The following is a 12,725-nucleotide window of genomic DNA, read 5'->3' on the forward strand; positions in this document are numbered from 1 at the left end:
CCCTAATTTAGCCCTATAAAATTTAAAAGCAAACTCCATCATAAGAACAAAAAACACTTATGGTCGGCTCAGCATCATTAAAAATAAATTATTCTAATGAAAAGAATTGCGCTATTCTTCTTGTTGGCAAGTGCCTTAACCAGCCATGCCCAACGAAACCTTAATTTGGAAGAAACGGTATTCGGACCGCGCACCTATGCGCCAACATCGATTACAGCAGCTTCCTGGATACCAAAATCAAACAGCCTCTCTTACCTCGATAAATCGTATCAAAATCTGCTCTCCAAAAGCGCAGCAAACAATTGGACAGAGACAGGCTTATTGTCTAAAACTGAGCTCGAAACAGCTTTAAAAGCTGCAATTCCAAACGAAACATTCAGCTTACGCATGTTTCCTTACGACTACAAATGGCGTGATGGCAATTCACTCCTACTTCAGGTAGATGGCAAAGACAAAGTATATACTGTCCTCTATAATGTCAAATCCAAGAATATCGAAAGTTTTATCGGAAACGATAGCCAAGGTGCTAACCGCGAACTAAGCGCAGACCTTTCTAAAATTGCTTATTTGGTGGACAATAATATCGCCATCGTTGACAAAAACGGAAAAGTAACTGCAGTAACCAACGACAGCGACAAAGGTGTTGTGAATGGCAGTGATTATACCCACCGTCAGGAGTTCGGCATAAAAAAAGGCATGTGGTGGAATACTCAAAATGACAAGTTGCTCTACTACCGCAAGAATGAAACCATGGTCGCCAACTATCCACTCCCCCAATGGAGTCCGAAAGTAGCCGAAATCAAATGGATAAAATACCCCATGACAGGGCAAAAATCTGAGGAGGTAACACTGGTTGTCTACAACAGTGTTACAGGACAAAAAGTAACCTTACAGACCGGAGATCATAGCGAACAATACCTGACCAGTGTAAGCTGGGATCCTTCAGGCAAATTCATTTATGTAGGCGTTCTCAACCGCGGTCAAAATGACCTCAAGTTCAATAAATACAATGCTGAAACTGGAGCGCTAGTTAAAACATTGTTTGAGGAAACCGCAACAACTTGGGTAGAGCCTGAAAATCCACTGACCTTCTTGCCAAATACAGCGGATCAATTTCTTTACCAATCCGACAAAGATGGCTACAACCAGCTTTACCTCTACAATACGGAGGGAAAACTGACCAGAAAATTAGGCTTCAAGGATATTGTATTAGAAAACCTATTGGACTTCTCAGCTGATGGAAACAAAATAAGCTATATCGGTGTCACCAATAATGGTATGGACCGTCAATTATTTGAGGTAGACCTTAAATCCGGAAAAACAGTACAGCTAACAAATGAATCGGGTATACACCAGGCTTCGTTGAGTGGTGATGGCAAATATATCTATGACCAATATAGTGACCTGAAGACACCAAACATGATCCAGATCAAGGAGGTCAAATCGGGTAAGGGAACTGTCCTGGTCAAAGCTGACAATCCATTCAACGGAAAAATTAATAATCCAAAAATAGAATTCGTCCAACTGACTTCGGCTGATGCCAAATATCCATTGACTGGCCGTATCATCTATCCAAATGACTTTGACCCTGCGAAGAAGTATCCGGTCATGTATTATCTATATGGCGGTTCTCATTCGCAATTGGTTTCCAACAAATGGTTGGGTGGAGCAGGTTACTTTGATCTCTATATGGCCCAACAGGGATATATTGTCTTTACAATGGACAATCGCGGCACCAATTACCGAGGTCGTGATTTTTATACGGCTACTCACCGTAACCTTGGTCAAAATGAAATGGCCGATCAGCTCAAAGGAATTGAATTCCTAAAATCAAAGTCCTTTGTCGATCAACAACGTATGGGGATCTTCGGCTGGAGTTTCGGTGGATTTATGACGACTTCATTTATGTTACATCATAATGATATTTTTAAAGCCGCAGTCGCTGGGGGTCCAGTTATTGACTGGAAGTTTTATGAAGTAATGTATGGCGAGCGTTATATGGACACACCTCAGGAAAACCCTGAAGGATATAAACTGACTTCCTTGTTGAACAAAGCGGATCAGCTAAAAGGGCGCTTATTGATCATTCATGGCGCACAAGATCCTGTGGTTGTACAACAAAACAGCATGGAGTTTTTGGAAGCCTGCATTAAGGCCGGGAAACAAGTCGATTATTTCTTATACCCTACCCACGAACATAATGTGATGGGCAAAGATCGTATCCATATGTACGAGAAAATTGCGGATTATTTTAATCAGCATCTAAAAAAATAAGTAGTAACAGCTCATCATAGAAAGGCGCCTTTCTTTTCGGATTGGCGCCTTTGTATTTTTTCGGGTTACACAAAGGAAAGACCACTCGTAAAAACAAACTATTTAATACACAAAAAACTGTTTCATTATTAATTACCGCTTGTCCTTTTGGACAGTAAATTCGTTGGCCATTCCATTTGTTTACCGGTTTTATCCACAGGCAATACTATTTTCTCTCTTGACACCAATTCCGGCTCTTCACAAGCCAGGTAAGTTAATACCGCAACAATAATCGCATTCTGCTTGACTTCGTCGAAGACAATTTTATCGTAGGTATCCCGATTCGTATGCCAGGTTACTTTTCCGTAATCCCAAGAAGTGGAAGAAAGGCCAAAGGCCGGAATTCCTTTTTGTACAAAAGAAGAGTGGTCACTTCCACCCGTTCCCGGCATTCCCGGAAAGCTGGTCTGGATCTCGTTGCGAAATTCTTCGGGTAGATATTGTAACCAACGGCCGATATATTCATACGCCTTTTCAAAACCGCTACCACCGATACGCACAATACGTCCCGTTCCATTGTCCTGATTCCATACCACCTGAATATTTTTTGCGATATCAGGATGATCCTCCACAAAAGCCGACGAGCCGTTCAAGCCCTGTTCCTCACTCCCCCAGTTGCCGACCAGGATCGTTCTTTTATTTTCGGGATATACTTTCCGCAGGATACGAACTGCTTCCATCATCGTAATCACCCCCGTTGCATTGTCTGTCGCACCAGAAGCCCCATCCCAGGAATCTAAATGTGCAGACAAAACTACATACTCATTGGGCTTCTCTTTTCCTTTGATTTCGGCAATGCTATTATAAGTCTTCGCTGTACCAAGTTCCCTGGATTTACCCTGCAAGAGTATACGCGGTTTGACACCACGCGCGGCCATGCGGTACAGGAGACTATAATCCTCCAAAGCAATATTAAAAACAGGAATCTGCTTCGATTTCGCATCAAAAATCCGTGTAAGCCCCGGAAGTTCGGTCCAGTAAGAATCGATCACACCTACAGCACCAGCGGTTTCCAATACCAATGGCAGTGTACGTCGTGTACTCTCAGTATAGGTCATACTGAGTTCCCATTGCTTGAGCTGCCCGTTCTTTAAAGCCTGATATTTCTCATAGCTTCGGGCAGAGGCAGATTCTTTCCAGTTGGCATCCGAACGACCCGAGATCGGGTTCATTCCAATCAGGACAATTTTACCTTTTACCGACTTTAACCAAGATTGGAAATCAGCCTGAGAACTAAACAGGGGCATCGCCACCACATCTGCTTCTACACCTTTTTCCTTCGTCATCGGGCTAAAAGCTAATTGTGTCCCTTCGAGAGATTTGATCCGTGGATAGGTCATCGTTACCGCTGAGGTTCCCCTTTCCCAGGAACGCCATTCTCCATAAGGTTCATTTCGTGCATCCGCACCAAGTGCTGTGTATTGTTTGACTACCCAGTCGTGTGCCTGCTGCATCTGTGGACTCCCCACCAAACGAGGACCGATCATATCAACAAGTTCAAAAGCATAGTTTTCGAGCTGTGAGTTTGCCTGAGCTTCCTGGACAATAGCCGCAACAACGGCATCTTTATTTTGTGCAAAAATCGCTGAGCAACTCAATAGCATAAATGCCAACCCAAAAGACTTCAAATTTCTTTGTTTAGTATATCGTTTCATTTGTAATTTAATTAGTTCACCATTCCATAGGTTCGGCTGGTTTGGTTTTTTTAGAAAATTACTAAAGATAATTCAAAAAACATATTCATGGGGGCCTGTTTATATAAAAAATAGGGATGCCATTGGACACCCCTATTACAACATTAGTATATGGTTGGTTGATTATCTACACAGCTTCCACTTTGGATTTTTCGTAGCTCTCCTGATGCACAGAAGCTACCGCTCTTCCAGATGGATCATTCAGATTTTGGAAAGAAGCATCCCAAGCAAGGGCTTCCGGTGTGCTACAAGCAACAGATTTTACTGAAGGAACAGTCTGTGCTGCAACTGCAGAAGGAAAATGCGATTCGAAGATTGTTCTATACAAAAATTCTTCCTTGTTTTTTGGTGTATTGATTGGGAAACGTTCGGCTGCTGCAACAAACTCCTGATCAGAAACCTTACTTTCTGCCTGTTCTTTTAAGGTATCTATCCAGCTATAACCGACACCATCCGAGAACTGTTCTTTTTGACGCCAAGCGATGCTTTCCGGAAGATAATCCTCAAAAGCTTTACGCACGACCCATTTCTCCATTTTACCATCACGGATCATTTTATCGGATGGATTGATACGCATGGCAATATCCATAAATTCTTTATCCAGGAAAGGCACACGTCCTTCGACACCCCAGGCTGCCAGCGATTTATTTGCACGTAGACAGTCATAGAGGTAGAGTTTTTTCAGTTTACGAACTGTTTCTTCGTGAAACTCCTGGGCATTAGGTGCCTTGTGAAAATATAAGTAGCCGCCAAAAAGCTCATCGGATCCCTCACCAGACAACACCATTTTGATGCCCATGGATTTGATCACACGTGCCAGTAAGTACATCGGAGTCGAAGCGCGGATAGTCGTCACATCGTAGGTCTCCAGGTGATAGATTACATCGCGGATGGCGTCCAAGCCTTCCTGAATGGTAAAGTTGATTTCATGGTGGATTGTTCCAATATGATCAGCAGCTTTTTGTGCTGCAATTAAATCAGGTGCACCTTTCAAGCCAACGGCAAAAGAATGTAATTGTGGATACCAGGCATCTTCTTTATCATCCGTTTCAATACGTTTGGATGCAAATTTTTTGGTCACCGCTGCAATCACGGAAGAGTCAAGACCTCCCGAAAGCAATACACCATAGGGAACATCAGACATCAATTGGCGGTGTACTGCATCTTCCAATGCTTTACGCAATACGGCGATATCAGTCTCATTATCTTTCACTGTATCATAGCTTTCCCAATCGCGTTGGTACCAACGTTGCGGTGCTGTACCTTCTTTACTATATAAATAATGTCCCGGAGGAAATTGCTCGATCGTCTCGCAGAAACCTTCCAAAGACTTTAATTCAGAAGCGACAAACAGTTGTCCTTGCTCGTCCTTTCCGTAATACAATGGGATAATCCCCATATGGTCACGGGCAACAAAAAATGAGTCATCACGCGAATCATATAATGCGAAACCAAAGATACCGTTCAACTCATCGACAAACGATGGCCCCTTGGCTAAATACAATGCCAATATTACCTCCGAATCGCTCTGTGTCGCAAACGCATAATCCGGAAGGCTATTCCTTAATTCATGGTGGTTATAGATCTCGCCATTTACAGCCAATACAACTTTGCCATCCGGACTGTACAGAGGTTGACTACCTGATTTCGGGTCAACAATAGCTAGTCGCTCATGGGCCAATAAAGCCTTTTCGCCCGTAAATATGCCGGACCAATCTGGACCACGGTGACGAATACGTTTTGACATTTCCAATACTTGGGATCTCAATGAGTCTGCAGGTTGCTTCAATTCAAAAGCGCCAATAATTCCACACATATTATGAAAATTTTAAATATTTCGTTTTTACATTATGTTCTTGACACAAAGTAAAACAATTAAAAACTAAATTCATAATAATTTTTAATTTTTATTGTGTTTTTATTAAAAAACATCATTTAAACAAATAAAATTAGCAACAAAACAACTATTTATTTACAATAATCACACAATAGATTAACAACGGCTTTCAAGATTTATCATTAAATTCACTTAGTAATCAAATAAACCAAGGACATGGATCTAATAGGAACTTTTTACAGTGATCTCGCAATTACGCCTGATGAACTGAATTCCATAAAAGAGAAACACCAAGCCATTACGATAAAAAAAGGTGATTTTATACTACACAAAGGACAGGTTTCAAATGCCTACTATTTAATAGAATACGGTCTTACACGATCTTTTTTGCACGACTACGAAGGCAACGAGGTCACGATCGGCTTTTGCAGTGACAACGATGTGGTTATCGAAGTTGCCTCTTTTTTCCAGCGTACGCCCACAGTGGAAAATATTCAGGCGCTTACGGACACCAAGCTTTGGAAAATACGATTTGAAGATCATCAGGAACTATTTCATCGTATCCCTGAATTTCGGGAATGGGGGCGTTCATGGATGGCGGCAGAACTGGTACACAGCAAAAACAGAGCTATTGCCATGATCACCGAACCCGCGACCAGCCGATACCTGCGTCTGATCAAAGAAAAACCAATCCTGATCCAGCAGGCTCCTTTAAAACATATCGCCTCTTATCTCGGCATCACAGATACCTCATTGAGCCGTATCCGAAAGGAAATTGTTCACGGCAATTAAAGATTTTTCTTGTCAGCGAAGGTCCATTTTTCAAATCTTGCCTTAGGACAAGATTTTTATCAAAACTTCAGCTTAATTTTATCTTCACGTCCAAAGACAGTCCTCCTGGTTACTGTTCATTGGGGAGAAATTTGAGAAGATAAAGTACAACGCGGGTCTTTTAGCAGCATTAATGTGAAAAGATACGCATCAAGAAATAATCAATATATTCAAAAATTAGAAATCATGGCAAAATTACACGCTTATTTAAATTTCGATGGTAACTGTGAAGAGGCTTTCACATTTTATGAGAAGGTCTTTCAAACCAAAAATCCGGGATACATGCGTTATGGTGATATCCCTGCAGATCCACAAATGCCAGCAATTCCAGATGAGGCCAAAAACAAAATCTGTCATACAGCTATTTCCATCAATGGCGAGAGCATGCTTATGGGGGCGGACGTCGTTCCAGCTTTCGGTCAGCAGTACGTACAGGGCAATAATACCTATGTGATGTTGATGTGTGACAATGCTGAGGAAGCAAAAACCTTACATACGGCATTAAGCGTCAATGCAAAAGTAGTGGAAATGCCCTTGGGAGAAACATTTTTTGCCGAACTCTACAGCTCATTCCAGGATCAGTTTGGCATCTGCTGGATGGTCTATTTTGGTGGCAGCAAAGACGAAGATTGCGAAAGCAAAAGTTAATAGACAGGTGCGCTGTACTATAAATTAGTTTACAAAAATAGGGGCTTCTTTCGAGGCCCCTATATATTTGATCGGATCGTGTACAAATCCTCCAATGGCTGTCGGCTTATATTTGACTCAAATGAATGATCACATTCCCGACTTATTTATCAGTCAGTACATCAGCCTCAAAAACAACCCCATCCCAGCCATTTGCCATAAACTGGCGGATATTTTGATGCCCCTCACCTGCGGGGTTATCCAATACATTCTGATAATGCTCTGCAAACAAAACCAGGGTATCTGCGACTGAAAGATCATTTAGTTTGGCAAAATACAATACTTTTGCGCTTCCCTGATTTTCAGTTGCCGAGTTTTTCAGGTTTCCATTTTGAAATGACGTCGGGCTATAGGTATACTGTTCTGCGATATGATCCAAAACTTCCTGAAATTGAAGCTGGCTTCCCTTTGACTTCGTTAATAATTCTTCTGTTTTCATCCGATTAAATTGTATATACTTTAAGCTAATTGTTTATTAAAGTTCTTTGTATTTAGCCTTTCCTACTGAATTTCTAAATAATTCCATGGAGCGATCCACCTTTTGCGCCCAATTGATCAACCCGTTTTTCAACAGCTCCATCTTTAATCAATGCTGGTGCATGATGGGGTTTCGTCCGTGCATCAATAATAATCGGTCCTTCACAGCCCCAATGTTTGAACGTAGTAAAGCTCTTGATTCCATAGATATCAAATGCTGGGTTACTCCGCGTAAAGGTTGTCCAAACGAAGTTATTGACAGTCTCCGCTGTAAAGCTGGCATCATCGCACAGCACCAGCAGTGGAAAACCTTCCCATGCCAACCCTTTAGCCGCGCGGCACCATTCCCCGATTATCTCAGCTTCATCTCCATAGGTCGTAAAAGCCCTTCCATCGATCGCCAAGACACCCGGCATCACCAGCTTCGCTTGGTTGAAAGGCCTTGGCAGATCAAAATTTGCAGGCAACTCCCGTGCAAGCTCCCTTTTCTTTGTCCCCGCAGCGGCAAATACTACCTTCGAACCCGCATTTAATCCATCGCCCGAATAATCCAAAGTATCTATGGTCGTATTTGTCTGAAAATGAAGATCCCGCGCAGGATCAATCCGTTCGAGAATATGTCCAAAAAATGCTGGAATATCATAGATATCCAATGTGGGATTATCTTCATATGCCGAAATAAAAAGATATTTGGCCAAGCTCAGTTGGTTTTTTCCAAGAATCTGATTGGCAATGGTTAAAATCTCCTGTGGACGGTCCACACGTTGATAAGGTGTGTAGCGCTCTGATCCTATCGCAAACAATAAGGGATGTACTCCTGCCGCGTCCACCGCATTGACGGCATGCAGGCCTGAGATTTCCTGAGGAATTGCCGCCCCTGTGATTTCGTGAATAAGTGCTCCAAAGCTTGTATCTTCCTGCGGTGGTCGTCCTACCACTGTAAATGACCAGATCGGATCCTTCTTATGGTATACGTTATGCACCTTCATCAAGGGGAAAGGATGCGTCAGACTATAATACCCAATATGATCGCCAAAAGGTCCCTCCGGTTTATTCTCATTGGGATAAACAGTTCCCGTGATCACGAAATCTGCATCCGCCGAAATACAAAAACCTTCATCATCATAAAAATAGCGGAACCGTCTATTGCCTAAGGCTCCAGCGAAAATCATTTCAGAAAGGCCTTCTGGCAGCGGCATGACTGCAGACAGAGGATGCGCAGGTGGGCCACCCACAAAAATACTTACCTTAAGTGGCACACCAAGTTCATTGGCCTTTGTCTGATGAATACCGATTCCGCGGTGCAGTTGGTAGTGCAATCCTATTTCCCGGTCCGGAATATAATCGTTGCCTGAAAGCTGAATCCGATACATCCCTAGGTTGGCATGCATGATCCCCGGCTTATTTACATCTTCCGTATAGACCTGTGGCATGGTGACAAAAGCACCACCATCCATTGGCCAGTTAACAATTTGAGGAAGCTTACTGATGCTTGTTTTACCATGTAGGATTGGAGCTCCCGACTTCTTTTTCCAAGGTAAGGCACCTAAAGCAGTCATGGATGAACCGATATATTGAAATGGATTTTTTAGCACAGCACCTGGATTCATCTTAACATCCACCAACTTTTTAAGATGATCCAACGAATCACGAAACATAAACTTCGAACGGTCCAATGTACCAAAGAGGTTGGATACAGCCGGAAATTCCGAACCTTTGATATTTTCAAAATACAATGCTGGCCCCTCGACATCAAACACCCGCATATGAATTGCAGCCATTTCGAGGTAAGGATCGACTTCCTCTTTAATCCGGATTAAATGACCATGTTTTTCAAGATCCGCAACACATGCTGCTAGACTATTGTATCCCATATATTAAATCTGTATCAACGCGTTAATCCACAAATTTAACAGAATAATTTAGAAGTAAATAATTATTCATCCCTGTTTATCTCCATTGGGACTACAAATGCTTTACATAAATATCATAAGCTCACAAACCCAAAAAACTCCTACAGCGAAAAGCACCAAAAGCAGGCAAAAAAGCATTAAAAGGGAGCATATTGCAGGTTTTCGTTGGCTATTAGACAATTCAGAAAAAATCAGGTATCCATACTGACATAGGCTTTCAGTGGCGTAAATTCAAAGGACTGGACCTTCTGCCAAGTTGAATTGTCCACATTTTTTTCATAATAGAGCACTCGTCTAAATTCATCGATATCTTCCTTATTGATATCGTTGAACCTGCTCAGCAATAGCTTCGCAAAAAATTTATTTACGCCGATCTCACGCTTTTGTGTATCAGAAGTATAATTGAGAAATTGATAAAATAAGTTTCTAAACGTTACCTCTTCATGTCCACCGAGGTAAATCACCTCGGATATAAAGTTACCTTCCCAGGGCATTTCCCGAAGCCAACGGTAGACATCCAACAAAGGTAAGGGATGAAATTTCAGGGAGGCCACCCAGTTCCAATAGAATATCGTTTGCCGTTTAGCCAACTTACCAAAAATTCGATTCAGCACGCTTTCCTTTCCAATGACGCTGCTCTTCACAACAATGGTATACTGTACGCGCAAAGCTTCCAATAGATTCCGAACAGGTTCTAAAAAATGTTCATCCATCAGCCGGGCCACATAGATTACACGGTTATTGCCCGCCCGTCTACAGATTTCAACAAAATTACGGAGCCCCAGTAGTTCCAGCTGGAGTTGGATATCGTTGTCCAAGGTCGGAACTTGCGTAAAATATATTCCGAAGTTCAGGTCACTGATCTGAAAATTATCATAAGCGGGGCCTTTCCGCAACAAATCAAGTTCAAAAAGTCTTGCAGTCACCTTCTCCTTCACGATTTTATTAAAAATGGATAAGTTGCGCACCAAACCTGTAACATCAAAATCCTTCGTTTGTAAATAACATGACGCCCGTCGTCCCAAATAGGTATTTAGCCCACTAATTAACACCTTTTTCATTCTTATTATTATTTCTGAGCACTCGCTTTCAATGGTATAAATGTGCTAGTTGCAGTCATTTTTTTATTATTATTTTTAAGGTAAGCATCAAACCACCTTCTGCGGTTTCTAATGAGTAACCAGACGATCGGCTGAATCTTATTTTAACTGTCCTATAGATTGCAAAGCCCATGATGTTTTTCTCTTCAAATACGTTGACTAACTACGATCATAATTCCCTAATTTTAGAACAGAGAAACCTCAAATAAGTTTAACACTATTTTTATTTTTCTATTTGAACAAATGTTTTTCCGAATAAAGGAGCAATCATTGATCATTTAGGCTATTTTCTATACATGATTTAAGTAAATGAAACTGTTGTCAGAAATTTATTACATACAACAATTCTGTCTAAAACCACTTCTTTGTCCTTTTAATGTCAATTCACGCCTAAATATTTTCACAAACACAATATCCTTATATATTTGTAAATCTTCTGAAAATAGGCTGCACTAAAAAGTATTTATCTTCACCTCTATGGACAAAAGGGCTACAATGATCTGGTTTAGAAATGATTTAAGACTTCATGACAATGAGGTATTTTATCAAGCCTCTGAGAAGAGTTCCTTCATCATTCCTGTCTATTGTTTTGATCCCCGTTATTTTGACCGCAATCAATTTGGCAATTTAAATACAGGTGTACTGCGTGCCGCATTTGTGATCGAAGCCGTCACTGCCTTAAAAGAAAAATTAAAAAGCCATGGAAGTGACCTACTGACCTATATTGGCAAGCCGGAAGATATTATCCCGCGTATTGCCCAAAAATATCAGGTCAATGAAGTCTATCATCATCGGGAAGTTGCACTACGCGAGACTTCTATTTCTGAAAAAGTGGAGAGTGAACTTTGGAGCAGCAAAATCAACCTCCGTCATTTTATTGGACACACACTTTACCATAAAGAAGATCTTCCTTTTCCGATCAAAGATATTCCAAATGGATTTTCCGTTTTCAAGAAAAAGGTGGAACGTGAGAGTTCGGTACGTCAACCGATTCCTTTTCCCTCAAATTTCCTGACTCCTCCGCATCTTGAGGACACCAAGATCCCAACCTTAAAGGACCTGGGCTATTCAGATGAGGAGATTAAATCTGTTGATGACATCTATATATTGGGCGGAGAGGATACGGCATTGAGTATTATGCATTCGGTATTGTCCACTTATCCGGAAACGGAGCAGGATCCTGTCATATTGGGGCCGTTTATCGCTGCTGGAGCTTTATCCCCGATCCTTCTTTACAACAACATTAAAAAATTAGGGGAAGGAAAAAAAGACAAACGATTTGAAAAAATAATAGATATCTTACTTTGGCGGGATTATTTCCGTTTTATGCTCAAAAAATATCCTAATGTATTTTTCAAATCGCTGGGTACAAAAAACAGTACTACGGTAGATATTCCGGCGTTAACGATGAATGAGGATCTATTCGAGAAATGGAAATCCGGTCAGACAGCGCATGATTTTATCAATAGTACCATGATACAATTGAAAAAGACGGGTTATATCCCTTATCAGGCGGGACTGATCGCCGCCAGTTATCTGGTACATGAATATCAGGTCAATTGGTTAAAGGGAGCATCCTGGTTTGAAGAACAGCTTTTGGACTATTCTCCAGCCACCGTATACGGGCAATGGTCCCACGTCGCTGGCGTAGGCACCAGTGAAAAGGATAACAAGGCTTTGGACTGGCAGAAATTGATCAAAACCAACTTCCCAAATGGTCTTCCAAAATTGGATGAATTATTTGCTAAATAAATCTTCGGCAGAAATAAATAATTTCAAAACAAAAGAAATTTGTAGGGCCCTGTAGGGCGCTTTTAAATCATGCTAAAAATGTTAAGAATTGGATAGATTTATTGATTAAATTATTCAATTT

The 12,725-nt window shown here is 41.4% G+C and carries 9 protein-coding genes; 4 read left to right on the top strand and 5 right to left on the bottom strand.

Going from position 1 to position 12,725, the window contains the following annotated elements:
* The first annotated feature begins 96 nt into the window (after positions 1 to 96).
* The gene (locus M2408_RS17520) at positions 97 to 2,274 is read left to right on the top strand and encodes a S9 family peptidase (protein WP_259183836.1); all 2,178 of its coding nucleotides are present in this window, start codon (positions 97 to 99) and stop codon (positions 2,272 to 2,274) included.
* Between the two features lie 128 nt (positions 2,275 to 2,402).
* On the opposite strand, the gene M2408_RS17525 is transcribed toward M2408_RS17520, so the two are convergent.
* Complete coding sequence (locus M2408_RS17525) at positions 2,403 to 3,968, bottom strand: M20/M25/M40 family metallo-hydrolase (protein ID WP_259183838.1); 1,566 nt, start codon at positions 3,966 to 3,968, stop codon at positions 2,403 to 2,405.
* A gap of 166 nt (positions 3,969 to 4,134) precedes the next feature.
* Complete coding sequence (gene asnB, locus M2408_RS17530; RefSeq protein WP_259183840.1) at positions 4,135 to 5,823, bottom strand: asparagine synthase B; 1,689 nt, start codon at positions 5,821 to 5,823, stop codon at positions 4,135 to 4,137.
* 237 nt (positions 5,824 to 6,060) lie between these two features.
* Between asnB and M2408_RS17535 the strand changes: the two genes are divergently transcribed.
* Positions 6,061 to 6,636 carry a Crp/Fnr family transcriptional regulator gene (locus M2408_RS17535; RefSeq protein WP_120262120.1) on the top strand — a complete coding sequence of 192 codons (576 nt, stop codon included), beginning with the start codon at positions 6,061 to 6,063 and terminating at the stop codon, positions 6,634 to 6,636.
* Between the two features lie 225 nt (positions 6,637 to 6,861).
* Positions 6,862 to 7,323 carry a VOC family protein gene (locus M2408_RS17540; RefSeq protein ID WP_259183842.1) on the top strand — a complete coding sequence of 154 codons (462 nt, stop codon included), beginning with the start codon at positions 6,862 to 6,864 and terminating at the stop codon, positions 7,321 to 7,323.
* A gap of 142 nt (positions 7,324 to 7,465) precedes the next feature.
* Here M2408_RS17540 and M2408_RS17545 read toward each other — a convergent pair whose 3' ends face one another.
* The 3 genes from M2408_RS17545 to M2408_RS17555 form a co-directional block, all read right to left on the bottom strand.
* Complete coding sequence (locus tag M2408_RS17545) at positions 7,466 to 7,801, bottom strand: HopJ type III effector protein (protein ID WP_259183844.1); 336 nt, start codon at positions 7,799 to 7,801, stop codon at positions 7,466 to 7,468.
* A 73-nt stretch (positions 7,802 to 7,874) separates the two neighbouring features.
* Positions 7,875 to 9,713, bottom strand: coding sequence for a UbiD family decarboxylase (locus M2408_RS17550; RefSeq protein WP_259183848.1), 1,839 nt, complete (start codon positions 9,711 to 9,713; stop codon positions 7,875 to 7,877).
* Between the two features lie 230 nt (positions 9,714 to 9,943).
* Positions 9,944 to 10,813 (bottom strand): hypothetical protein, encoded by an 870-nt coding sequence (locus M2408_RS17555; RefSeq protein ID WP_259183850.1) that lies wholly within the window; start codon positions 10,811 to 10,813, stop codon positions 9,944 to 9,946.
* Positions 10,814 to 11,347: 534 nt separating this feature from the next.
* On the opposite strand from M2408_RS17555, the gene M2408_RS17560 reads away from it, so the two are divergent.
* The gene (locus M2408_RS17560) at positions 11,348 to 12,604 is read left to right on the top strand and encodes a deoxyribodipyrimidine photo-lyase (RefSeq protein ID WP_259183851.1); all 1,257 of its coding nucleotides are present in this window, start codon (positions 11,348 to 11,350) and stop codon (positions 12,602 to 12,604) included.
* The last annotated feature ends 121 nt before the right edge of the window (positions 12,605 to 12,725 follow it).

Source organism: Sphingobacterium sp. BIGb0165 (assembly GCF_024810095.1).
GTDB lineage: Bacteria > Bacteroidota > Bacteroidia > Sphingobacteriales > Sphingobacteriaceae > Sphingobacterium > Sphingobacterium detergens.